This window comes from Pantoea sp. SOD02 (assembly GCF_024707505.1).
Taxonomy (GTDB): Bacteria; Pseudomonadota; Gammaproteobacteria; order Enterobacterales; family Enterobacteriaceae; genus Pantoea; species Pantoea symbiotica.
Map to the genome: position 1 here is coordinate 615,723 of NZ_CP102604.1, position 22,331 is coordinate 638,053.

Here is a 22,331-nt window from a genome sequence, read left to right on the forward strand (position 1 = left end):
AATGAGTTGTGGTGACAAGTATGTTGTTTTTTCACCACGCTAACGCGTTCGTCATACTATTTTAGCTACGATGACGGCCATTGATGAAGAAAAATGGCTGATAAGCGTTGAAACTAGCGATTTTCCTGCAAAAAGACAAGTTATCACAGGCGTACTAAGCGTGATCATCATTAGATATCTGGTTCGGGAAACGCTCAAAAGCCAGCTGGCTATCCTCTTCATCCTGCTACTTATCTTCTTTTGCCAGAAGTTAGTGCGGATTTTGGGAGCTGCGGTGGATGGCGAAATTCCAACAAACTTAGTTCTGACATTGTTAGGACTTGGCGTGCCTGAAATGGCACAACTTATCCTGCCCCTAAGCCTGTTTCTGGCGATTTTAATGACCCTTGGGCGGCTGTACACCGAAAGTGAAATCACGGTGATGCATGCCTGCGGCCTGGGGAAAAGTGTGCTGATCAAAGCCGCGATGATTCTGATGCTGTTCACATCGATTGTGGCGGCGGTCAACGTCATTTGGTTAGGGCCATGGTCCTCACGTTATCAGCAGGAAGTGACGCAAAACGCCAAAGCGAACCCAGGCGCGGCGGCGCTGGCAGCTGGACAGTTCCAGACCTCCAGCGACGGTAATGCGGTGCTGTTTGTTGAAAATGTGAAGGGCAACCATTTCGGTAACGTGTTCCTGGCGCAACTGCGTCCGAAAGGCAATGCGCGTCCTTCGGTGGTGCTGGCTGATAGCGGTCACATGGAGCAGCATAAAGATGGCTCGCAAGTGGTAACGCTGGATAAAGGCACGCGTTTTGAAGGCACGGCGATGCTGCGTGACTTCCGCATCACCGACTTTGTGAATTATCAGGCGCTGGTGGGCTACAAAGAAGCCACGCTCGATCCGAACGATGCCGATCAGGCGGATATCAGCACGCTGTTCCAGAACAAAACCCCGCAGTTCCAGGCTGAGCTGCACTGGCGCTTAACGCTGGTGTTTGCGGTGCTGATTATGGCGTTGATGGTGGTGCCGCTCAGCGTGGTGAACCCGCGTCAGGGCCGCGTGCTGTCGATGCTGCCTGCCATGCTGCTGTACCTGATCTTCTTCTTGCTGCAGAGTTCGCTGCGTTCCAACGCCGCGAAAGGCCGCTTCGATCCGGCCATCTGGATGTGGGTAGTGAACTTCTCCTATCTGGCGCTGGCGGTGCTGCTGAACCTGTGGGATACCGTGCCGATGCGTCGCATCCGTGCGCGCTTTAGCCGTGGAGGATCGGTCTGATGTTTAAGGTTCTTGACCGCTATATCGGCAAAACCATCTTCAACACCATCATGCTGACGCTGTTCATGCTGGTGTCGCTGTCGGGCATTATCAAGTTCGTTGATCAGCTGCGTAAAACCGGGCAGGGCGCATATACCGCGCTGGACGCCGGTTACTACACGCTGCTCAGCGTGCCGAAAGATATCGAAATCTTCTTCCCGATGGCGGCGCTGTTGGGCGCATTGCTGGGTTTGGGCACGCTGGCGCAGCGTAGCGAACTGGTGGTGATGCAGGCATCGGGCTTCACCCGCATGCAGGTGGCGCTGGCGGTGATGAAAACGGCGATTCCGCTGGTGCTGTTAACCATGGCGGTGGGCGAATTCGTTGCGCCGCAGGGCGAACAGATGGCGCGTAACTACCGTGCGCAGCAGCTGTACGGCGGCTCGCTGGTTTCGACGCAAAACGGTCTGTGGGCGAAGGACGGCAACGACTTCATCTACATCGAGCGCATCAAAGGTGATAACGAAATTGATGGCGTCAGCATCTACAAGTTCAGCGATCAACGCCGTTTGCTGAGTGTTCGCTATGCGGCGAGTGCTACCTGGAATGCGGATAAAAAGCTGTGGGCGCTGTCGCAGGTCGATGAATCGGATCTGCAAGACGCCAAACAGATTACCGGCTCGCAAACCCTGAGCGGCGAATGGAAAACCAATCTGACGCCCGATAAGCTTGGCGTGGTGGCGCTGGACCCGGACGCGCTGTCGATCACCGGCCTGTATAACTACAGCAAATACCTCAAGCAGAGCGGCCAGGTTTCAGGACGCTACCAGCTGAATATGTGGAGCAAAATCTTCCAGCCGCTGTCGGTGGCGGTGATGATGCTGATGGCACTGTCGTTTATCTTTGGTCCGCTACGTAGCGTATCAATGGGCGTGCGCGTGGTGACGGGGATTAGCTTTGGTTTCCTGTTCTACGTGCTGGATCAGATCTTTGGTCCGTTGAGTCTGGTCTACGGTTTGCCGCCAATCCTGGGTGCGATTCTGCCAAGCGGCGCGTTCTTCGCCATCAGCTTGTTCCTGCTGATGAAACGCCGGTAATGTTGGGCGGTCGCCATAAATGGCGACCTTTCCACGTCCGTAGGGTCGCCATTCATGGCGACCTTTTTAATGAATACGCTCGATCCATCCCGGCACCTGCGACAACAAATACAAAATCAGCCCAATTGTCCCGCCAACCAGCGTGCCGTTAATGCGGATAAACTGCAGGTCACGGCCAATATTCAGCTCAATTTGCTGTGACATATCGCGGGCGTCCCAGCTTTTCACCGTATCGCTAATATGGCGCGTCAGAAAGGCAGCAAACTCCGGTGCGACGCTACGTGCAGCGTCTTCCAGATGCTGATTCATGGAAGCGCGCAGCGCTTCATCAGCCGCCAGAGTTTCACCCAGCCACAGCGCAGCCAGCCGGACGCGCTCCTGCACCCGCGAATCCTCGCTGCTCAGGTCGTCTTTCAGCCAGCCACGTAAATCCTGCCACAGCTCGCCAATGTAGCGATTGAAAGACTCATCTTCCTTCAGCCAGCTCTTGATGGTTTCGGCGCGTTCCGCCATCTCAGGATCGCTTTTCAGCCGCTCAATCAGGCGCTGCACCGCGCGGTCAAAGCCGAGACGTAACTCATGTCCCTGATCGAGCGCCACCTGATCGAGTATCGAATCCACCGCATTCGCCACCAAGTCGGCGCTGTGCTCGCCAAGCCATTCGGTCGGCAACATTTTGGCTTTAATCGGATGCTCGCGCTTCAGCCAGCGCACAATCTGCGCGGCGATAAACTCGCGCGTACCGGGCTTGTGCAGCAGGCGCAGCAGCTGTTGTACCGCCGCATCCAGCAGCTCCTGATGACGATTATTTTTCGTCAGGCTATCCAGCAGCAGCGCGCTGGATTGGGTGAGATCGACCTTATCTAACGCGCGATGCACTGCACGGCGCAGAAAACCCTGAATGCGTTGATCATCGGTGAGATCGAGAAAACCGCGCATCACCTGCAACAGATGGCGGCCAATACGATCGGCGTTGCCCGGCGTGTTCAGCCACTGCGCCAGCATCTGCGATGGATCGTGGCGGCGAATCAGCGCCAGCAGCGAATCGGTATCAAGGAATTTCTCCTGCACGAAGCGACCCAGATTCTCGCCAATGCGATCTTTATTGCGCGGAATAATCGCGGTATGACGCGAGATAAACGGCACCGGCACGCGGCGGAACAGCGCCACCACGGCGAACCAGTCGGCTAATGCGCCGACCATTGCCGCTTCGGCAATCGCCTTCAGCCCGAGTACCCAAAAGTTGGGGGGCAAAAACAGCGTTACCACAAAAGTCGCTGCCGCAATCAGCAGCAGCGACAGCGCCAGACGCTTGCTGCGTTTGAGTTGTTGATATTTATCCATAATTCCTTTTTTAACGACGTCGTCCGCCTAATAAACTGCCTAACACACCACGAATGATCTGATTGGTGACCTGGCGCGCGGCACTCTTCGCCACGCTCTGCACCACGCCGTCACGCTTGCCGCCGCGCGGGCCAGTGCTGCCGAACAAGATGTCCTTCAGGCCGCCGAGAATGCCATCATCGACGGCAACGTTGTTGCCTTTGGCTTCTGGCGCATTGGCTTGCTGCGTGGTGGCCTGCACGCCTTTTTGCAGCATTTCGAATGCGGATTCGCGATCCACTTCCGTGTCGTATTTACCGTACAGCGGCGAGTTGTTGATCAGGCCGTTACGTTCATCCTGGTTCACCGGCCCCATGCGCGAGCCGGGCGCAATCACCATCGCCCGCAGCACCATTGATGGGCTGCCTTTTTCATCGAGGAAGGAGATCAGCGCTTCGCCGGTGCCGAGCGCCTGAATCGCCTCGACGGTATCAAACGCCGGATTGGCGCGCATGGTTTCGGCGGCGCTTTTTACCGCTTTCTGATCTTTCGGCGTAAAGGCGCGCAGCGCGTGCTGCACGCGGTTGCCGAGCTGGCCCAGCACGTTGTCGGGAATATCGGCGGGATTTTGCGTCACGAAATAGACGCCAACGCCTTTGGAGCGGATCAGGCGAATCACCTGCTCAACTTTCTCCAGCAGCACCGGCGGCGCGTCGGTAAACAGCAGATGCGCTTCGTCGAAAAAGAACACCATTTTCGGCTTATCAAGATCGCCAGCTTCGGGCAAGTGCTCATACAGCTCGGCCAGCAGCCACAGCAGGCTGGTGGCGTAAAGTTTCGGCATTTGATAGAGCTTTTCCGCCGAGAGGATGTTGATAAAGCCTTTGCCGTTGCTGTCGCAGCGCATCCAGTCGCGGATATCCAGCATCGGCTCGCCAAAGAAGTGTTCAGCACCTTGCTGCTCCAGCGCCAGTAATCCGCGCTGAATCGCCCCAACGGATGCGCTGTTGATGTTGCCATATTGCGTCTGGAAGGCTTTGGCGTTGTCGCCGATGTACTGCGTCATGGCGCGCAGATCTTTGAAATCCAGCAGCAACAAGCCCTGATCGTCGGCGATGCGGAAGATGATTTGCAGTACGCCCGATTGCACCTCGTTGAGGTTGAGCAGACGCGCCAGCAGCAGCGGGCCGAGATCGGAGACCGTGGCGCGCACTGGATGGCCTTGCTGACCAAAAATATCCCACACCATCACCGGATTTTTCTGCGCCTGCCAGTCGGTAACGCCAATCTTCGCCAGACGCGCCAGCAGCTTCTCCGAACCTTCACCCGCAGCGGAAATGCCGGTGAGATCGCCTTTCACATCGGCCATAAACACCGGCACGCCGATATCGGAGAAGGATTCCGCCAGCTTTTGCAGCGTGACGGTTTTGCCGGTGCCGGTGGCGCCAGTGATCAAACCGTGGCGGTTGGCCATGTTGGAGAGAAGATGCAGTTGAACGTCAGGCGTTTGGGCAATCAGTAACGGAGTGGTCATGATTTTTTCGCTCTCAGGCAATAGGTTATGCCAGAAAGGATAGCAAGCGGCGCGGTGTATCGCGTAATGTTTGTCAGTCGAGGTTCATAACGGTCGCCATGAATGGCGACCCTACGGTTTTGTAGGGTGCGCATTTATGCGCACCGAACAATAACGCTGAAATGAGATTACTTCTGCACCGTATCAAAAAACAGCAAACTCACGCCGATCCCTTGCTGCACATGATTCACGTTATTCCGCACCGCCACCTGCTGTGCGCCCTGCAGCGTCACCACGAACGGTGAGTTCTGCTGCACGGTTTTCTGCAAATCGGTATAGAGCGCACGGCGCTTAACGGCATCGCTTTCACCGGCTGCAGCACGGGTTTTCGCACTCAGATCCGGAATATCCCAGCCGACGCGCCACGCCAGGGTTTTGGAACCGCCCGGCACGTTATACGCAAAGGCGCTGGCGTTGGTGTTCGGATCGACATAGTCCGCGCCCCAATAGATGAAGATCGACTGGAAATCGCGACCGCGCATTTTGCTCCACAGCTCGGATTCCGCCACCGGCTGCAACTCAATCTGCACATCGGCTTTGGCGAAGCTGGCCTGCAGCGCCTGTGCCACGTCAATGTAAGGCGGCTGATTGATCACCGTCAGCGCAAACCTGGTACCCGGCTTGATGCCGCCTTTGGCTAAAATCTCTTTGGCTTTCGCCACATCGTAGTGGAACGGCTGATCGTCCAGCGCGCCGTCAAAACCTTGTGGCAGGAAGCTCTGATGAATGCGGTACTGACCTTTCAGCAAATCCTTCGAGATGGAATTGTAATCCACCAGCCAGCGCGCGGCTTGCCACAGCGCCGGATTGCCTAATGCCGGTTGCGCTTTGTCTTTGGTATTGAAACCGAGGTAGTAAACCAGGCTGGATGGGAAGGCTTCAATGCGCAGGTTTTTGTCGCTCTTAAGCGCATCAATCTGGTCCGGGCCAAGCTGGTACGCCACATCGACATCGCCTTGCTGAATCAGCAAACGACGCGCACCGGCATCCGCCACGCCTTTCAGCAAAATGCGTTTCAGCTTCGGCTGCGGATTAGCTTGTTGGTTAGCGCTCAACACCAGCGCTTGCTGCGGTACATATTGCTGAATGGTAAAGGCGCCGCTGCCGGCGGAGTTAGTATGCAGCCAGCCGTTGCCGAGATCGTTATTGGCGACGTGTTGCTGCACGGTTTTGCTATCTACCACCGAGGCAACCGGCGCGGTCAGCAGACGTAGCGCCAGGTTTTGACCAATCTGCGCCGGCCACTGAATCTCCAGCTGATGGTCATTCAGCACTTTGAACTGGCTGGCGATGTTTTCCCTGGTCCAGCCAAATTCAGCGAGGATGAAAGAGGGCGCTTTGTTCAGTTGCACCGCGCGCGTCAGTGAGAAGATCACATCCTGCGCCGTCACCGGATTGCCGCTGGAGAAGTGTGCATCGGGTTGGATGTTGAACACTAAGCTGTGCGGCGTGCTGCCTTGTTGCCAGTTGGTGGCCAGCAGCGGTGCCAGTTTTTGTGGGTCATTACGATCCGCCTCCACTAACGTTTGGTAGATGTTGCGCTGCACGCTGTTACTGACGGTTTCGAAGCTTTCAGCGGGATCGAAGCTAATAATGCCGTCGAGCGGGACGGCGACGACAAGGGTATCTTTCGGTGTGGCGGCGTGCAGTGCAAAGCTGCTGCCCCATAAAGCGACGAGCAAAATCAGTGAGCGCATTATTATTGTCCTGAGTGATAGATAAATTCACTCTATATCTGCCGTCGCGTTGGCAAAATGCCGGTTTGTTCTGAGCTGTGCCGGAAAATAACAATTGATTACCTTGAGGTATTATTACGTTTATTTTGTGCGCGACTTGTCATTTCCACGAAATAGATCGTTCATCTGCTGGTCAATAAAGTAAATAAGATGTTATAAATGAGAATAATTCTCTGGTATGGAAGTATGATTTTTTTTCATTGATTCATTTCTGCGATTATTTCTTTGCGCGATAATACCTGGTCAAATGCCCACTAATTAGTGCCAATATCCCATCAAATGTACGGTTAAAACCGTGTTTTTCGCCTCGAAAGCCTTTTACCAAGCCTTAACCTAAATTCAACATGATGATTGAATTTCATCAAAACACATCCTTAATTGAATTTTTACATTCAGAAATACCTATATCCCTAAGATTGCCAGGTTATTTACCGATTTATAAAGCTATTAACAAAAATAATTATCTTTCTTAGCAAGTGAGAGTCGTCGCGCCATGCTTCTAAATAAACCGACCACCAGACGTAAGTTTTTACTTGGGTCTCTTCTGGCTTTGCCATTAAGTGACCTGGTATTTAAGGGATTGACTGCGGCGCAAGCTGCGGAAATGGCAGCACCTGAGCTCGCCGACTATAAACCGATCTTTTTCAGTGCCGATGAGTGGCAATTTATTCTGGCCGCAGCCGATCGTCTGATCCCCGCCGGCGGCAAAGGTAAAGCGCCAGGTGCACTGGAAACCAACGTACCGATCTTTATCGATCAGCAGTTGCACAGCCCGGAGTTCGGGGCAGAGATCTACATGCAAGGTCCTTTCAACGTGCATGCGCCTGCCACCATGGGTTATCAAATTCCGTTCACGCCACAGCAGATGTACCAAACCGGTATCAAGCTGGTGAATCAATGGACGCAAAGCAACTTCCAGAAACCGTTCCATGAGCTGTCACTGGAAGAGAAAGATGCCGTCCTCACCAAAGTGAACAAAAACGACGGTATCGACTTCGCCGCGCTGGGCGAAGAGAACCTGAAAGCCTCGCAGTTCTTCGGCCAACTGCTTGCAGATACCAAACACGGCTACCTCGCTGACCCGATGTACGGCGGCAACAAAGGCATGAAAGCCTGGATTGCCATCGGCTTCCCGGGCGCACGCGCCAGCTTTACCGAATGGGTGAAGCAGCACAACGTGCCGTACCCGCTGGGACCGGTCAGCCTCTTGGGTGAAAGCGCGTAAGCACACCTCCGTTTTTGGTATGTGAGACAGGATTAACATGGCACAGATTACAAAGAAAGAAGTCGACGTCGTCGTTTGCGGCCTCGGCTGGGCCGGCTCGTTGATGAGTATCGAACTGGCGATGGCGGGACTCGAAGTGCGCGCATTAGAGCGCGGCGGCGAGCGTGATTACCCGGATTTCGCCTATCCGAAACCGGCCGATGAATACGCCTACAACGTGCGTAACAAAGTGTTCGCCACCCCGAAAGAAGTGGCGGTCACCGTGCGTTACAACAGCAGCCAGACGGCGTTGCCCACCCGTAAATGGGGCGCGTTTGCGCCGGGTACCGGCGTAGGCGGCGCGGGCATGCACTGGACGGCGGTGCTGATTCGTCCCACCCCAACCGATATCAAGCTGAAAACCTACGTCGATGAGGCCTACAAGCCAGGCATCCTGCAGGAAGATATGCGCGTGATGGACTTCCCGTTCACCTGGGAAGAGATCGAGCCGTATTACTACAAGTTTGAGCTGATCTGCGGTCAATCCGGTAACACCGGCAACCTGCGCGGTCAGATTCTGCCGGGCGGCGATCCGTTTGAAGGCCCACGCTCTGAACCTTATCCGTTGCCTGCGCTGGAAGACACGCTGAACAACGTGATGTTCAAAGAGGCGGCCACCAAGCTGGGTTATCATCCGTTCCCGAACCCTTCTGCCTGCGTATCGCGCGCGTGGAAAAACCCGTATGGCAACCAGATCGCGCCGTGCAACTACTGTGGCTACTGCTCGAAATATCCGTGCCTCAACTACTCAAAAGCATCACCACAAACTGCGGTGATGGATGCGCTGAAGCGCATGCCAAACTTCTCTTACGAAGTGCACGCCGAAGTGGTGAAAGTGGTACTGCACGACGACCAGAAAACTGCTAAGGGCGTGATTTATTACGATGTGGACGGCAACGAAGTATTCCAGCCGGCGAAGATCGTGGTGCTCTCCAGCTTCCAGCTCTACAACGTGCGCCTGATGCTGCTTTCCGGTATCGGCAAGCCGTATAACCCAATCACCGAAGAAGGTGTGGTGGGGCGTAACTACGCGTTCCTGTCGAACGGCGGCGCAACTCTGTTCTTCAAAGACAAAAACTTCAACTCTTACGCCACCGCAGGCGCCACCGGCCAGATGTTCAACGACATCTCACCAGGCAACTTCGACGGTCCAGGCCTCGGCTTCCTGGGCGGCGCCAAGATCCACAGTTCTCAGGCCACCGGTACGCCAATGGCAGCTGCGTTGCCGAAAGGCACACCGAGCTGGGGCATGGGTTACAAGGAAGGTCTGGAGGAGTGGTACAACCATTCCATGAAGATCAGCATCACCACCACGTGCCAGTCGTATCGCGATATCTATCTGGATCTGGATCCAAACTACACCGACCATCGCGGTCAGCCGTTGCTGCGTATGACGTTCAACTGGAAAGAGAACGAACTGAAGCTGCAACAGCATCTGAAAGGCATCGTCGGCAACATCGCTAAAGAGCTGAACCCAGACAGCATGAGCATGAGCTTCCTGCCGATGGGCGCGGACTTTGACCTCACCAAATACGTTTCGACCCACAACGTGGGCGGCGCGGTGATGGGCGATAACCCGAAAACCTCTGCACTGAACAAGTACCTGCAGAGCTGGGATGTTCATAACGTGTTTGTGCCTGGTGGCAACGCCTTCCCGCAAAACTTCCAGGCGAACCCGACCGATACCATCGGCGCGATCACCTTGATGGCGGCACAAGCGATTAAAGAACATTATCTGAAAAATCCCGGTCCACTGGTACAGGCATAAGCGCATGAAATTAAAATCATTGTTAATCGCCAACGCCGTGCTGGTGGGCAGCTTTGCAGTGCAGGCACACGCGGAAGATGAAGCTCAATTGATCAAGCAGGGTGAATACCTGTCGCGTCTCGGCGACTGTATGGCGTGCCATACGGTTTCTGGTAAAGGGGATTACGCTGGTGGTTTGGCGATTGAGTCGAATCTTGGCACTATTTACTCCACCAACATCACGCCAGACAAAGAGCACGGCATCGGCAACTACAGCGAGCAGCAGTTCTCGGACGCGGTGCGCAAAGGCGTGTTGCCGAACGGGTCGCGTCTCTATCCGGCGATGCCGTATCCGGATTACGCCAAAATCTCCGACGCCGATATGCACGCGCTGTATGTCTACTTCATGAAAGGCGTGAAGCCGAGCAGCGAGCAGCCGCCGGAAACCGATCTGAGCTTCCCGTTCAGCCAGCGCTGGGGCATGCGCTTCTGGAACTGGGCGTTCACCTCTGACAAGCCATTCCAGCCGATTGGTGGCGCGTCAGAAGAGGTCAATCGCGGGGCTTACATCGTGGAAAGCCTGGGTCACTGCGGCAGCTGCCATACGCCACGCGGCCTCGGCATGAACGAGAAAGCGCTGGATAGTGGCGACGATCAGTTCCTTGCTGGTGGCAGCCTGAATAACTGGGATGTGCCGTCACTGCGTGGCTTGCCGCGCTGGAGCGAGCAGGAGATCGTTGATTACCTGCAAACCGGTCGTAACGATAAAGCGGCGGTGGGCGGTGAGATGAAGTCAGTGATTGAGCACTCGAGCTCGCACATGACCGATGCTGACCTGAAAGCGATTGCCTCCTATCTGAAGTTCCTTGGCGGCAACCCGGCGCTGCAGGCGTATGACGTGAAGAAACAGCAGGCGACGGAAGCGAAACTGACTGCCGCGAAAGGTTTGTCGGAAGGTGAGCGTCTGTATATCGACAACTGCGGCGCTTGCCACTTTGTCACTGGTAAAGGCGCGCCGGGGATATTCCCGGAGCTGGATCAGGCAACGATCGTCAATGCCAAAGATCCAAGCGGTTTGATCCACACCATTCTGGCCGGTGCGCAGCAGCCATCGACCGAGAAGGCGCCATCAACGCTGGCGATGCCAGGTTTTGCTAAGCGTCTGGATGATGATCAAGTGGCTAAACTGGCAACCTTTATTCGTCAGGGCTGGAGCAACAATGCGCCAGCGGTGACGAAAGATCAGGTAGCAGAAGTACGTAAAACGTTGAAATAAAACCGTAGGGTCGCCATTCATGGCGACCTTTTTTTAATGTCTTGATATCAATGATAATTGTGAATCACTTCTAACACGCCGTTAATCACGAACTGCACGCCCATACACACCAGCAAAAAGCCCATCAAACGTGAAATCGCTTCGATCCCGCCTTTACCTACCAGCTTCATGATGGCGCCGGAACTGCGCAGAGAAATCCACAGAATCACCGACACGGCCAGAAATATCAGCACCGGCGCAACGGCAACTACCCACGCCGGGAAGTCCACACCCGATTTAACCGTCGACGCGGAACTGATGATCATCGCGATGGTGCCCGGCCCAGCGGTGCTCGGCATCGCCAGCGGTACAAACGCGATGTTGACGCTTTCACGGTTGCTATCGGTCGCGTCCAGCTCATCCTGCTTATGCTCGGCTTCAACCGAATGCCCCACCGGTTTCGCCGGAAACAGCATGCGAAAACCGATAAACGCTACAATCAATCCGCCCGCCATGCGCAGGCCGGGAATCGAGATACCAAAGGTGTGCAGCACCGCGCTGCCGGCGTACCACGCCACCATCATGATCAGGAAAACGTAGATCGAGGCCTGCATCGCCTGGCGATTACGTTCCTGGAAATTCATCTCACCGGCCAGGCCGAGAAACAGCGCCACGGTGGTCAGCGGATTGGCGAGCGGCAAAATCACCACCAATCCCAGCCCGATGGCTTTAAACAATTCCAGCATGAAATGTCCTCAGAATTCCAGGTCGCCATAAATGGCGACCCTACAAATACGGCGATGCCCTCCGTAGGGTCGCCATTTATGGTGACCGTGTCACGCACCGCACCTACCCAAACATCAATGCTTCGGCGTATCCAGTGCCTCGATCAACTCGGGGAAGAAATCCTGCAGCAATTCCGGCGTCATCAGTTCGGGATAGTTGATCAAATGCTCACGAATGCGCTCATTCACATCAGGCAGCAAACGCTGGGCGGCGTCTTGCGCGCTGATCTTCTTCTGCTTCATCAGGCGCAGCACGTCATCCGGCAGATTGTCTTCATCTTCGACTTCATCCACACCTTCGAGATCGTCCAGCTCATCCAGCAGATCCATCAAGGCTTCAATCTGCGGCGTGCGTGACTGGTATTCGGATGGCTGCTCGTTTTCCAGATAACGCAGCAGCGCGCGTACCGGTGAACCATCGGGTTCGGCAGGCGGTTCGTTGGCGAACCAGGTCAAAAGATCGTGCTGAGTGACCTGATGGACGTGATAACCGTTATCCACCAACTCATCGGCGAGGATATCGGCGGTATCGTGCTCAATCAGGCAAATGTGGGTGCGATTAGGCGTGAACTGCTCCAGCCACTGATAAATCTCTTCAATTACGCTGTCGTCGTAAATAAAGGTTTGGCTGAGATAGCTGTCATCCTGCTGGTGAACGCAGATGTGAATCTGGTCGGGATCGAAGTAAATCGCAATGTTGATGCCTTTCATGTGCGCTGTCCTGTGTGGTGCAAAAACTCACTATAGCCTCAGGCAGCGCAGATGAACATGGTGGTGCCAGCAGCATCGGCTACTGGCGGTAAAAATTAACGTAAATCAGCACGATCCAACCCATAAGCGCTGTCCAGTGCGCCCGGCGTCATCTGCGACAGCACCATCAGGCGGTTCCAGGTGTTGATCACCGCGATGCAGAACGTCAGCTCGCTGGTCTCCACTTCAGAGAAGTGCGCGCGCACCTCGTTGTACAGCGCTTCGTCGATGCCGTGATCGCCCAGACGCGTCAACGCTTCGGTCAGCGCCAGCGCCGCTTTCTCTTTAGCGGTGAACAGCGGGGATTCGCGCCAGATTGCCACGTGATGCAGACGCAGCTCGCGCTCGCCGTGCAGTTTGGCCTCTTTCACATGCATATCGACGCAGAACGCACACTGGTTGAGCTGCGAGGCGCGTAGATCGACCAGATGCTTAATGGTGGTGTCGAGTGACGATTTCCCCAGCGCAGCGGTGGCATCGCCTAAGGTTTTCACCAGCGCGGGAATGTTTTTGAAATGGTTAACGCGTGAAGTCATGGTGTTGTCCTCTCTGTTCAAAATAGACGTTCAATGGATTGCAGGGCATGCGGTAAAGCGGTGGCGCGACTGACGGGATCGTGCGTGCCGTCAACGCGGATAAACGCCACATCGGTGATGCCGATGTATTCGAGCGCCACGCGGATGTAAGGCGTGAACTGGTCATCCTGCACAAACGGACCGTGGGCAAACACGCTGCCGCTGGCGACGACGCTATACACCTTTTTGCCGTTCACTAATCCAACTTTGCAGCCATCCGGCGTGAAGGCGAAGGTGCGTCCGGCGCGGGTGATATGGTCGAACCAGGCTTTCAGCACCGACGGCAAACCGAGGTTCCACATCGGCGAGGAGATCACCAGTATGTCGCAGGCAAACAGCTGATCGACTAAATGCTCCGACGTCTGGATGGCGGCACGTTGCGCTTCATCGCGCTGATCCGGCTGAGTAAAGAAAGCGCCAATCGTAAAAGCATCCAGATGCGGCAGCGGATGTTGCGCCAAATCCAGCACCGTCTCTTCGAGGTCGGCATGCTGCGCCCGCAGCTTCCCCACTAAATGGGCCGAAGCGATGCGCGATGCCGAACCCGCCAAATCGGGGCTGACTTTGATGTGCAGCAGTTTCATTCAATTGTTCCTTAAGCGAGATGGCGATGCATTGCGTGGTTGATGCGTGCATCTTAAACTTCTATGTCTGAGTGGAAAGGGTCAAAAACCGTGAAAACAGGTAGGACATGGCGTGGGATATAAAGAGATCTACGCGCGATATCGCCAGCAAATTCTCGCAGGGCAACTGAAGCCGGGTGACCGCGTACCGGCGATCCGCACGCTGGCGAGTGAGTTGCGGGTGGCGCGAAAGACGGTGGAAGCCGCCTATGAAATCCTGATCGGCGAAGGCTATTTCGTCAGCCAGGGCGCGAAGGGCACGCGCGTTAATCCGGAACTGATTCTGGCGGCAGCGACCGAGCAAACAGCGCTGCCAGCGCCGCCAGCCAGTGATGCTTCACTGCGTGAACCAAAAGGCGAGCTGCGGCTGGGCATTCCGGCGCTGGATGAGTTTCCGCATAAAAAATGGCTGCTGATTTCCGGTAAAGCGGCGCGAACCTTGCGTGCGGATGAGATGATTTTGCCGCCAATTATGGGTTATCAGCCGCTGCGAGAGGCTATCGCCAGCTATCTGAACATCTCGCGTGGGCTCAACTGCCAGCCGGAACAGATCTTCATCACCAGCGGCTATCGCGCCAATCTGCGATTGATTCTGGCGGTGCTGGCGCAGCCGAGCGACAAAGTGATGTTTGAAGATCCCGGCTACTTCTTCGGGCAAAAACTGCTGAAGCGTATCGCGCCGAATCTGCATTACGTGCCGGTTGATCGGCAAGGTATGGATGTGGATTATCTGCTGCGCTATCACGCCGATGCGCGTTTCGCCATCGTCACGCCCACGCATCACAGCCCGCTGGCGGTGACCTTATCGCTGCCACGTAAGCATCAACTGCTTGAGTGGGCGCAACACAACGATAGCTGGATCATTGAAGATGATTACGACGGCGAGTTTCACTACACGCGCAAAGTGATTCCGGCGCTGAAAAGCCTCGATGTGCACGATCGGGTGATTTACACCGGCACCTTCAGCAAAACCATGATGCCGGCGATGCGCGTGGGTTATCTGGTGATGCCGAAAGAGACCATCGCGCGCTTTAGCGAGCTGGGAGAAATCCTCGAAACCGGTATGTCGCTGCTGCCGCAAAAGATTCTGGCGCAGTTCCTGAGTGAAGGGCATTTCTATCGCCACATCAAAAAGATGCGCACTCTTTATCAGCAGCGACGCCGCATGATGCTGGATGCCTTACAGGCGTGTTTCCCGGATGTGTTTGGTTTTGAACTGACCGATGGCGGCATGCACATTGTCGCCTTCCTGCCACGCGGCACGCAGGACGCGGCGCTGGCGGAGATTTGGCAGCGGCATCAGCTGCGCGTCTTGCCGCTTTCCGGCTGGTACATGCAGACGCAGAAACGCTATGGCCTGGTGATTGGCTATACCAATATTCGATCGGTGGAGCAGGCGCGGGAGTTGTTGCAGAGAACGGTACAGGAGACGCGAACGTTATTGGGTTAAAGAAAAGGCGCGAGGGACAGCTCGCGCCTTGATATCGGCGCGTCCTTACATGCCGATATATTTTTTGCCTTGCTTCAGAACCACGTCGCAGGCTTTGGTTTTCAGCTTCTCACCCATCGGCGAGTTGCTCAGACTCTGCAAATTCAGCTGCTGACCGTTGCCGGTGTTCAGCAAGCCTTGCAAACCCTGCTGATAATCAGTTTTCTGCGCTTGTGCCGTTGGCGTGCTTAAACCGAGCTTGCTCAGCACCTGGTCCTTCACCGATGACACATTGTTATCCACCACGTTGTGCTGCACGCAATACGACATCACGCCCGCGGCGTTGGTCATGCTGTTGGAGCTCACCGCTTTATCGCCGCCGTTCAGCAGGCCGGTGAGCGATGAGAGCGACATGCCGCCGTTCTGCGTGGTGCTAGTGTTGCTGGTGCTGTTGTTCTGCTGCGACAGCTGCGATGCCGCGCTGCTCAGCTGATCCTGCCAGCTTGCCGCCGATGCGCTTCCCGCAACCATGGCTGCCGCGATGCCCCATCCCCAAATCATGCCTTGTAATTTCATCTCAACCTCGTTGTCTTTTATGTTCTGACTGCGTCAGTTTTGGTTAAGAGAGGTTTGACTGCGGAAAGTTCCAGTTAAGCGGGCGGATTGGGGCAAATTGGGACCGTTCTGGGTTTTGGTTTTTGAACTTCGGTTTGCGTGATTGACGGTATAACAAGCAGTTATCTGCGAAACGCTGTTTTTTTCAACGCTTAGCACACATCCCCAACGATTCCAGTTGCGCACTCTGCTCGTAACGGTATAATCCCCAACGTTTTCCGCATCCTCTTCAGTGCCGAAGTGGCGAAATCGGTAGACGCAGTTGATTCAAAATCAACCGTAGAGATACGTGCCGGTTCGAGTCCGGCCTTCGGCACCATCGATTGATGCAAAATTAAGTCGCTTACGAGCGGCTTTTTTTGTGTCTGAAATCCTCTGTAGCTCCGTAGAAAAATGCACAAAATGGAGTTCATTACACATCCTCCATCAAGCATACTTTCAAATTGAAAAGGATGGCTTTGTTATTGCAGTATTATTAACAAATCCTCTTATGTGAACGCCTAATATAAACTGAGGGTTTTCCTTCTCATTGGGAACAGTTCCAAATATTTCAATTCTCAACCCACAAAATTTAATAATAATGTTTGAATCACAATTTTCCCAAAAGACCACAAAATAACTACATGTTATTTGTTTCTTTGTGTATCTTCGCTTAAAGGATGAACAAAAAAAGGACGATGTGAAATGCCTATTCCAGCAAATCTCTGGCTAAAAGATGATGGCGGGGCTGATATTCGTGGCTCCGTGGATGTGCTAAATCGTGAGGGCAGTATTGAAGTTACCGGATTTTCTCATAACGTTAGACTCCCAACTGATCCTCAAACAGGTAAACCTACTGGTACACGAAAGCATGCACCAATAATCATTCAAAAAGAATTTGATGCTTCATCACCGTATCTTTACAAGGCTGTAGCAACTGGTCAAAACTTAACATCAGCTGAATTTAGGTGGTATCACATTAATGATTCCGGACAGGAAGTGGAATATTTTAATATCCTGGTTGAAGGTGTGAAAATCATTGGTGTGTCACCAATAATGCACGACACGAAAGACCCTGAAAAAGAGAAACACAATCACCTCGAATGTGTTGAGTTTGCATATGAAAAAATTACCTGGAAATATTGTGACGGTAATATTATGTTCTCCGATAGCTGGAATGAGAGAGCATAATCAATGCGCTATCCAACTCTTGCTGCATCGCCGCAGCCTCCATTTGATATTATCTCGTTTAGCCCGCCGGGGGTTTCAATTCTCAATAATATGATGTTAGCCCGCCTACACAAAGGGCCGTCAGCCATGACCTACGCATGGTTCTATAGTCAAGTTAGAGGACATGGTCCATGGGATTATAAAAATTACAGTGGTAAACAATATGCCAATTTTGGGAACTTCAATTATGGTGCTGTTGGGCATGCGGCTGGAATAACTGACGCTGTATTACTAAGAGCTGCGGGGTGGGCGCAAAGTCGTGCAGGGACAAGTAACATAGAATTTGGAAGTTGGTATGGTTCAAGCCCATTTGGCGACGATCCTGAAGACCAATATTGGATAAGAGCAGGGATTGAATATGCTAAACGCTCAGGTTTTTAAGAAACGTCATTTTTTAATGATGTTTTTTTTAATGGTAATTTTTTTTGGTATTTACTCGTTATCAAAGCTATCTCCGCTGGAACAATCAATTGTCCGTGAGCAAGCGGTTAATACTCAGGCTAATATTTTTATTACTGAGGCAAGTGCAGGCGCTACGACAGATTTCTCATATCGTTATTACTTATACGATTCAAGTAAAACCGTTGAGGATTTCAAGAAGGCTTTAAGTGATGATTATTCGCCTTTTCTGATTACTTCTGATGCTAACGCACTCATTAAGGTTGAAAATGGAGTGATTTATCTGAATGTCAAAGGTAAGATTTTTTCTTTTAATAATCTTCCTGCCTATAATTATAATAATTCAATTTATACCGTTCCCGTAGTTATCACGGCAAAACCATACTAATTCTTATCAAAGTTAGTATTGATTTGTTGCCCTTAAGATCCTGTTAAGAACTCTTCGTATAATAGCGCCCATCAACTTAAACCAAGAGTTCACCATGAAAAACACCCTGATTTCCCTTTCGATTCTTTTCTCCGCTTTGACTGTGACTTCGGTTCAGGCTGCCAACCCAGCCACCGGTTGTGCCGCCAAAAAACAGGATATTCAGCAAGAACTGGTGATGGCACGTGAGCATGGCAATCCAGCGCGCATCGCGGGTTTGGAAAAAGCGTTGCGTGAAGCTAGCGAACATTGCACGGACAGTGGATTACTCAAAGCGCGCCAGGAAAAAGTGGCCGAGAAGCAGTTGAAAGTGCAGGAGCGTGAGCAGGATTTACAAGAGGCGCAGGCCAAAGGCCGTAGCGACAAAATTGAGAAGCAGCAGCGTAAACTGGCCGACGCGCGTGAAGAGTTGAAAGAAGCGCAGGATGCGCTGGCAAAGTAAACTCAATAGCAAAGTATAAAAAAACCTCGCTTCAGGCGTAATGCCGCTAAGTTAATCAATAAATTGCATATGTATCAAGGTGCGCATGAATGCGCACCCTACAAACCCCTCGCCAAATCACCGTAGGGTCGCCATTCATGGCGACCGATTCATTCTTAACTAACAAGCATTAGCGCATCCGGCGCGTTTTTTTTATTTCTGCACGCTGAATCCAAGAGTCACCTGATTACTCAATATCGTCAGCGGTGGCGACAACACGCCACGCACCGATGCGTAATATTCGAAGCGCAGCGGTCCCGCAGCAGGAAAACCGGCGGGCAGCACCATCTCACCGCGCAATCCCGATAATGGCAGGCAGCGATTGCCGCCACATACCTTGATCATAAAACCCATTGGCGTTGGGCCATCCGGCGTAATTTTCCACGCCAGTTGTTTGGCCACCGCGCCCGCAGGCGGTAATGATGCCGGCTGTACCGGCTGACTTTGCAGCACTTGTTTGCCGCGCGTCATCATGCCGCCAAAGCTTTGGCTGCTCCACGAGCCGTCGGCTGCCGATGCCAGAGGTGCAACCAGCAGCAGGGCAAACCACATGCCGCGCATCATGCTTTGCCACCAATCACCCACGTCATACGCACGTTGCGCTGCGTGTTGATCTCCTGACTGGAGAGCACGGCCATTTGCGGGAAGATGCGACGTAAATAGCGCGACAACATCAGGCGCAGCGATGGATTCACCAGCAACACAGGCGGCGCACCCAAACCTTCTTGATGCATCAACGCTTGCTCAGTCTGTTTCATCAGGTTCTCAGCGATGCCCGGTTCGATGGCGCTACCGCTTTGTGTCGCCTGCACCAGCAACTGCTCCAGCGACAGATCAAGACCAATCACCTGCACGTCATCTTCGCCAGGGAACCACTGCTGTGTGATGGCGCGAGACAAGCGAGCACGCACACGCGCGGTCAGTTCATCGGCATCGCTGTTGCTGGTGGCGAACTCCGCCAGCGTATCGATGATGGTGCGCATATCGCGGATCGGCACCCGTTCGGACAGCAGATTCTGCAACACTTTATGCAGCGTGGTCAGGCTGATCACCGCAGGGATCAAATCTTCCACCAGCTTCGGCGCATGTTTGGTCAGCTGATCCAGCAGCTGTTGCGCTTCCTGGCGGCCAAACAGCTCCTCGGTATGCGTAGAAATCAAATGATTCAGGTGCGTAGCGACCACGGAACTGGGATCGACCACCGTGTAACCCAGCGTCTGTGCCAGCTCGCGGTGCACTTCATCAATCCACAATGCTGGCAGGCCAAAGGTGGGTTCAGTACACACGGTGCCGGGCACATCGCCTTCGGCACAGCCGGGGTTGATCGCCATCCAGCGATCCGGCTGGATCTCGCCGTGACCGATCTCCACGCCTTTCAACAAAATACGGTAGCGCGTTGGCGGCAAATCGAGGTTGTCACGGATATGTACCGCAGGTGGCAAGAAGCCCATCTGCTGTGCGAATTTTTTGCGAATACCGCGCACGCGTGTCAGCAGTTGACCGTTTTGCTCCTGATCGACCATCGGAATCAAGCGATAGCCAACTTCCAGACCAAGCTCATCTTCCATCTGCACATCAGACCATGTGGCTTCGTTGACCTGCGCGGTTTCTGCTTCCGGCAGCGAAGTGTCAGGTGTATTCAGACCTTTGGCTTTATTCTCCGCTTCACGCCCGCGCATCCACCAGGCTATTCCCAGCAATACCGCCGTGAACAGCAAGAACACAAAGTTCGGCATGCCGGGAATCATACCCAATAAGCCGATCACCGCCGCAGCCAGCATCAGCACACGCGGTGAGCTGAACAGCTGGCCAATCATCTGCTCGCCAACGTCCTGATCGTTGACCACGCGGGTGACGACCACGCCCGCCGCAGTGGAGATCACCAGGCCAGGTATCTGTGCCACCAAACCGTCGCCGATAGTCAGCAAGGTATAGGTTTCACCCGCCATGCCCACCGACATGTCGTGCTGCATCACGCCTATAATCAGGCCGCCGATCACGTTGATCGCCATGATCATCAATCCGGCAATCGCATCGCCACGTACAAATTTACTGGCACCGTCCATCGATCCGTAGAAATCGGCTTCCTGCGTCACTTCTTTACGACGACGTTTCGCTTCCTCTTCACCAATCAAACCGGCATTGAGATCGGCATCGATCGCCATCTGTTTGCCAGGCATGCCGTCAAGCGTGAAACGCGCGCCAACTTCTGCGATACGTCCTGCACCTTTGGTGATCACCATAAAGTTAATGATGATCAGAATAATGAACACGATGATGCCGATAGCAAAATTGCCGCCCACCAGGAAGTGCCCGAAAGCTTCAACCACCTGGCCTGCCGCCGCTGAGCCAGTGTGCCCGTGCATTAAAATGACACGCGTCGAAGCAACGTTAAGCGCCAGACGTAACAGCGTCGAAAACAGCAATACGGTCGGGAATGCGGAAAACTCCAGCGTCTTCTGGGTGAACATCGCCACCAGCAGAATCATGATCGACAAAACAATATTGAAGGTAAAAAACAGATCCAGTACGAAGGTCGGCAGTGGCAAGATCATCATCGCAAGGATGGTCATGATCAATACCGGACCCGCCAGCACTTGCCACTGCGTCTCTTTCATACCAGGTAAACGTAATTTTGTGGCGATATTAGCCATCACTCTCACTCTCTTGTGCAAAATCCAGCGCAGCCGGAACCGGCAGATCTTTGGGTTGCTGCGGGCGAATGCCATAGCCTTTACGCCAGCGGCGCAGGCCATAAACCCAGGCTAAAACTTCAGCCACGGCGTTATACAGTTCAGTCGGTACCGGCGCGCCCGCTTCACAGTGGCGATAGAGCGCACGTGCCAGCGGCGGGGCTTCCAGCATTGGGATGCGGCTCTCTGCCGCCAGTTCACGAATGCGCAGGGCAATCAAGCCGCTGCCTTTCGCCACCACAATCGGTGCGCCCATGCTGCCTTCCTGATACTTCAGCGCCACCGAATAGTGCGTTGGGTTGTTGACCACCACGTCGGCAGTGGGCACATCGGTCATCATGCGTTGCTGCGCCATCTGGCGCTGAATCTGGCGAATGCGACCTTTAAGTTGTGGATCACCTTCCTGCTTCTTGAACTCGTCCTTCACTTCCTGACGGGTCATTCGTAGCTTTTTCCAGTTGCTCCACAGCTGATAGATCACATCAAACGCCACCATCGGGATCAGCGACAGGATGATGATCAGCATGCAGCCAATCATGATGCTGCTGATATCACTTAGCGCCATGCCTAACGGTTCAAACATCAACCCGATAAACTTGCTTTTGTTGTGCAGCAAAAACAGTCCGCCGCCGAGGCCCGCCAGTAAGACTTTGAGAATGGCTTTCACCATCTCAGAAACCATCTGGGCGGAGACCAGGCGTTTGATGCCGCTTATCGGGTTAAGCTTTTTCAGGTTGAGCTTGATTGCCTTGCCGCTCAGGTTCAGGCCACCAATGATCAGCGGTGCGCTGACGGCGGTGATGTACAAACCACCTACCAGCGGCAGCAGCGCCAGGAAAGCGATACCGAGCAATGAACCCGCCTGATCCAGCATGTGCTGCGGATCGCGCACCAGCAGGCGATCAAAGGTCAGGCCGTTGTGCAGTAAATGCAGCAAATTTCCCACCAGATAATCGCCGCCTGCCAGCATTAGGCCGCAGCCCACCAGCAGCATGGCGAGGGTGGTTAGCTCACGCGATCGCGGAACCTGCCCGTCTTCCCGCGCTTTCTGTTTTCGCTGGGGTGTGGGGTCTTCCGTTTTTTCGTTATCACTTTCTTCAGACATGGTGT

Annotated in this window: 21 protein-coding genes and 1 tRNA gene; 11 read left to right on the forward strand and 11 right to left on the reverse strand. The window is 53.9% G+C overall.

Annotated elements, in window-relative coordinates:
* Window positions 1–160: 160 nt before the first annotated feature.
* Both lptF and lptG read left to right on the forward strand, forming a co-directional pair.
* Complete coding sequence (gene lptF / locus NR302_RS02750; RefSeq protein WP_036648360.1) at window positions 161–1,261, forward strand: LPS export ABC transporter permease LptF; 1,101 nt, start codon at window positions 161–163, stop codon at window positions 1,259–1,261.
* Complete coding sequence (gene lptG / locus NR302_RS02755) at window positions 1,261–2,337, forward strand: LPS export ABC transporter permease LptG (RefSeq protein ID WP_008104239.1); 1,077 nt, start codon at window positions 1,261–1,263, stop codon at window positions 2,335–2,337. The genes lptF and lptG overlap by 1 nt, the downstream gene beginning before the upstream one ends.
* 66 nt (window positions 2,338–2,403) lie before the next feature.
* Here the strand turns inward: lptG and NR302_RS02760 are convergent, their stop codons facing one another.
* The 3 genes from NR302_RS02760 to NR302_RS02770 all read right to left on the reverse strand — a co-directional run bounded on the left by NR302_RS02760 (window position 2,404) and on the right by NR302_RS02770 (window position 6,930).
* Complete coding sequence (locus NR302_RS02760) at window positions 2,404–3,681, reverse strand: DUF445 domain-containing protein (RefSeq protein WP_258144482.1); 1,278 nt, start codon at window positions 3,679–3,681, stop codon at window positions 2,404–2,406.
* A gap of 10 nt (window positions 3,682–3,691) precedes the next feature.
* Window positions 3,692–5,194: a helicase HerA-like C-terminal domain-containing protein gene (locus NR302_RS02765; protein ID WP_258144483.1), complete on the reverse strand. Its 1,503-nt coding sequence runs from the start codon at window positions 5,192–5,194 to the stop codon at window positions 3,692–3,694.
* A 167-nt stretch (window positions 5,195–5,361) separates the two neighbouring features.
* Window positions 5,362–6,930 (reverse strand): ABC transporter substrate-binding protein, encoded by a 1,569-nt coding sequence (locus NR302_RS02770; RefSeq protein WP_258144484.1) that lies wholly within the window; start codon window positions 6,928–6,930, stop codon window positions 5,362–5,364.
* 532 nt (window positions 6,931–7,462) lie between these two features.
* Here NR302_RS02770 and NR302_RS02775 point away from each other — a divergent pair.
* From NR302_RS02775 to NR302_RS02785, 3 genes are read left to right on the forward strand one after another with little or no spacing between them, the layout of a single operon-like run.
* The gene (locus tag NR302_RS02775; protein WP_008104229.1) at window positions 7,463–8,194 is read left to right on the forward strand and encodes a gluconate 2-dehydrogenase subunit 3 family protein; all 732 of its coding nucleotides are present in this window, start codon (window positions 7,463–7,465) and stop codon (window positions 8,192–8,194) included.
* Between the two features lie 37 nt (window positions 8,195–8,231).
* Window positions 8,232–10,001, forward strand: a complete 1,770-nt coding sequence (locus NR302_RS02780) for a GMC family oxidoreductase (RefSeq protein WP_008104227.1) — start codon at window positions 8,232–8,234, stop codon at window positions 9,999–10,001.
* A gap of 4 nt (window positions 10,002–10,005) precedes the next feature.
* The gene (locus tag NR302_RS02785; protein WP_258144485.1) at window positions 10,006–11,256 is read left to right on the forward strand and encodes a cytochrome c; all 1,251 of its coding nucleotides are present in this window, start codon (window positions 10,006–10,008) and stop codon (window positions 11,254–11,256) included.
* Between the two features lie 47 nt (window positions 11,257–11,303).
* Here the strand turns inward: NR302_RS02785 and NR302_RS02790 are convergent, their stop codons facing one another.
* The 4 genes from NR302_RS02790 to NR302_RS02805 all read right to left on the reverse strand — a co-directional run bounded on the left by NR302_RS02790 (window position 11,304) and on the right by NR302_RS02805 (window position 13,929).
* Window positions 11,304–11,981 (reverse strand): MarC family NAAT transporter, encoded by a 678-nt coding sequence (locus NR302_RS02790; protein WP_008104223.1) that lies wholly within the window; start codon window positions 11,979–11,981, stop codon window positions 11,304–11,306.
* 114 nt (window positions 11,982–12,095) lie between these two features.
* On the reverse strand, window positions 12,096–12,731 hold the full coding sequence (locus NR302_RS02795; RefSeq protein ID WP_008104221.1) for a hypothetical protein: 636 nt from the start codon (window positions 12,729–12,731) through the stop codon (window positions 12,096–12,098).
* 95 nt (window positions 12,732–12,826) lie between these two features.
* Window positions 12,827–13,306 carry a carboxymuconolactone decarboxylase family protein gene (locus tag NR302_RS02800; protein WP_008104219.1) on the reverse strand — a complete coding sequence of 160 codons (480 nt, stop codon included), beginning with the start codon at window positions 13,304–13,306 and terminating at the stop codon, window positions 12,827–12,829.
* A 17-nt stretch (window positions 13,307–13,323) separates the two neighbouring features.
* Window positions 13,324–13,929 carry an FMN-dependent NADH-azoreductase gene (locus tag NR302_RS02805; protein WP_258144486.1) on the reverse strand — a complete coding sequence of 202 codons (606 nt, stop codon included), beginning with the start codon at window positions 13,927–13,929 and terminating at the stop codon, window positions 13,324–13,326.
* A gap of 112 nt (window positions 13,930–14,041) precedes the next feature.
* On the opposite strand from NR302_RS02805, the gene NR302_RS02810 reads away from it, so the two are divergent.
* Window positions 14,042–15,418: a PLP-dependent aminotransferase family protein gene (locus NR302_RS02810; RefSeq protein ID WP_258144487.1), complete on the forward strand. Its 1,377-nt coding sequence runs from the start codon at window positions 14,042–14,044 to the stop codon at window positions 15,416–15,418.
* 45 nt (window positions 15,419–15,463) lie between these two features.
* Here the strand turns inward: NR302_RS02810 and NR302_RS02815 are convergent, their stop codons facing one another.
* Window positions 15,464–15,973: a DUF2501 domain-containing protein gene (locus NR302_RS02815; RefSeq protein ID WP_179451918.1), complete on the reverse strand. Its 510-nt coding sequence runs from the start codon at window positions 15,971–15,973 to the stop codon at window positions 15,464–15,466.
* Window positions 15,974–16,246: 273 nt separating this feature from the next.
* On the opposite strand from NR302_RS02815, the gene NR302_RS02820 reads away from it, so the two are divergent.
* The 5 genes from NR302_RS02820 to NR302_RS02840 all read left to right on the forward strand — a co-directional run bounded on the left by NR302_RS02820 (window position 16,247) and on the right by NR302_RS02840 (window position 18,489).
* A tRNA-Leu gene (locus tag NR302_RS02820) sits at window positions 16,247–16,331 on the forward strand.
* A 365-nt stretch (window positions 16,332–16,696) separates the two neighbouring features.
* A complete protein-coding gene (locus NR302_RS02825) occupies window positions 16,697–17,182 on the forward strand; it encodes an Hcp family type VI secretion system effector (RefSeq protein ID WP_258144488.1) in 486 nt (161 codons plus the stop codon).
* Between the two features lie 3 nt (window positions 17,183–17,185).
* The gene (locus NR302_RS02830; protein WP_258144489.1) at window positions 17,186–17,602 is read left to right on the forward strand and encodes a polymorphic toxin type 44 domain-containing protein; all 417 of its coding nucleotides are present in this window, start codon (window positions 17,186–17,188) and stop codon (window positions 17,600–17,602) included.
* The gene (locus tag NR302_RS02835) at window positions 17,580–18,008 is read left to right on the forward strand and encodes a hypothetical protein (RefSeq protein WP_154193104.1); all 429 of its coding nucleotides are present in this window, start codon (window positions 17,580–17,582) and stop codon (window positions 18,006–18,008) included. Before NR302_RS02830 ends, NR302_RS02835 begins: the two co-directional genes overlap by 23 nt.
* Window positions 18,009–18,102: 94 nt before the next feature.
* Window positions 18,103–18,489: a DUF1090 domain-containing protein gene (locus tag NR302_RS02840; RefSeq protein ID WP_258144490.1), complete on the forward strand. Its 387-nt coding sequence runs from the start codon at window positions 18,103–18,105 to the stop codon at window positions 18,487–18,489.
* Between the two features lie 192 nt (window positions 18,490–18,681).
* Here the strand turns inward: NR302_RS02840 and NR302_RS02845 are convergent, their stop codons facing one another.
* The 3 genes from NR302_RS02845 to flhB are packed head-to-tail and all read right to left on the reverse strand — an operon-like array spanning window position 18,682 to window position 22,326.
* The gene (locus tag NR302_RS02845; protein ID WP_258144491.1) at window positions 18,682–19,092 is read right to left on the reverse strand and encodes a flagellar protein FlhE; all 411 of its coding nucleotides are present in this window, start codon (window positions 19,090–19,092) and stop codon (window positions 18,682–18,684) included.
* The gene (gene flhA / locus NR302_RS02850) at window positions 19,089–21,182 is read right to left on the reverse strand and encodes a flagellar biosynthesis protein FlhA (RefSeq protein WP_258144492.1); all 2,094 of its coding nucleotides are present in this window, start codon (window positions 21,180–21,182) and stop codon (window positions 19,089–19,091) included. Before flhA ends, NR302_RS02845 begins: the two co-directional genes overlap by 4 nt.
* Entirely contained in the window at window positions 21,175–22,326 is a 1,152-nt protein-coding gene (gene flhB / locus NR302_RS02855) for a flagellar biosynthesis protein FlhB (protein WP_258144493.1), read from the reverse strand. The genes flhA and flhB overlap by 8 nt, the downstream gene beginning before the upstream one ends.
* Window positions 22,327–22,331: the final 5 nt, after the last annotated feature.

Bases quoted from the DNA above. Each gene is read 5' to 3' on its own strand.
- lptG (WP_008104239.1), top strand. From the start codon at position 1,261: ATGTTTAAGGTTCTTGACCGCTATATCGGCAAAACCATCTTCAACACC.
- NR302_RS02760 (WP_258144482.1), bottom strand. From the start codon at position 3,681: ATGGATAAATATCAACAACTCAAACGCAGCAAGCGTCTGGCGCTGTCG.
- NR302_RS02765 (WP_258144483.1), bottom strand. From the start codon at position 5,194: ATGACCACTCCGTTACTGATTGCCCAAACGCCTGACGTTCAACTGCAT.
- NR302_RS02770 (WP_258144484.1), bottom strand. From the start codon at position 6,930: ATGCGCTCACTGATTTTGCTCGTCGCTTTATGGGGCAGCAGCTTTGCA.
- NR302_RS02775 (WP_008104229.1), top strand. From the start codon at position 7,463: ATGCTTCTAAATAAACCGACCACCAGACGTAAGTTTTTACTTGGGTCT.
- NR302_RS02780 (WP_008104227.1), top strand. From the start codon at position 8,232: ATGGCACAGATTACAAAGAAAGAAGTCGACGTCGTCGTTTGCGGCCTC.
- NR302_RS02785 (WP_258144485.1), top strand. From the start codon at position 10,006: ATGAAATTAAAATCATTGTTAATCGCCAACGCCGTGCTGGTGGGCAGC.
- NR302_RS02790 (WP_008104223.1), bottom strand. From the start codon at position 11,981: ATGCTGGAATTGTTTAAAGCCATCGGGCTGGGATTGGTGGTGATTTTG.
- NR302_RS02795 (WP_008104221.1), bottom strand. From the start codon at position 12,731: ATGAAAGGCATCAACATTGCGATTTACTTCGATCCCGACCAGATTCAC.
- NR302_RS02800 (WP_008104219.1), bottom strand. From the start codon at position 13,306: ATGACTTCACGCGTTAACCATTTCAAAAACATTCCCGCGCTGGTGAAA.
- NR302_RS02805 (WP_258144486.1), bottom strand. From the start codon at position 13,929: ATGAAACTGCTGCACATCAAAGTCAGCCCCGATTTGGCGGGTTCGGCA.
- NR302_RS02815 (WP_179451918.1), bottom strand. From the start codon at position 15,973: ATGAAATTACAAGGCATGATTTGGGGATGGGGCATCGCGGCAGCCATG.
- NR302_RS02825 (WP_258144488.1), top strand. From the start codon at position 16,697: ATGCCTATTCCAGCAAATCTCTGGCTAAAAGATGATGGCGGGGCTGAT.
- NR302_RS02830 (WP_258144489.1), top strand. From the start codon at position 17,186: ATGCGCTATCCAACTCTTGCTGCATCGCCGCAGCCTCCATTTGATATT.
- NR302_RS02835 (WP_154193104.1), top strand. From the start codon at position 17,580: ATGCTAAACGCTCAGGTTTTTAAGAAACGTCATTTTTTAATGATGTTT.
- NR302_RS02840 (WP_258144490.1), top strand. From the start codon at position 18,103: ATGAAAAACACCCTGATTTCCCTTTCGATTCTTTTCTCCGCTTTGACT.
- NR302_RS02845 (WP_258144491.1), bottom strand. From the start codon at position 19,092: ATGATGCGCGGCATGTGGTTTGCCCTGCTGCTGGTTGCACCTCTGGCA.
- flhA (WP_258144492.1), bottom strand. From the start codon at position 21,182: ATGGCTAATATCGCCACAAAATTACGTTTACCTGGTATGAAAGAGACG.
- flhB (WP_258144493.1), bottom strand. From the start codon at position 22,326: ATGTCTGAAGAAAGTGATAACGAAAAAACGGAAGACCCCACACCCCAG.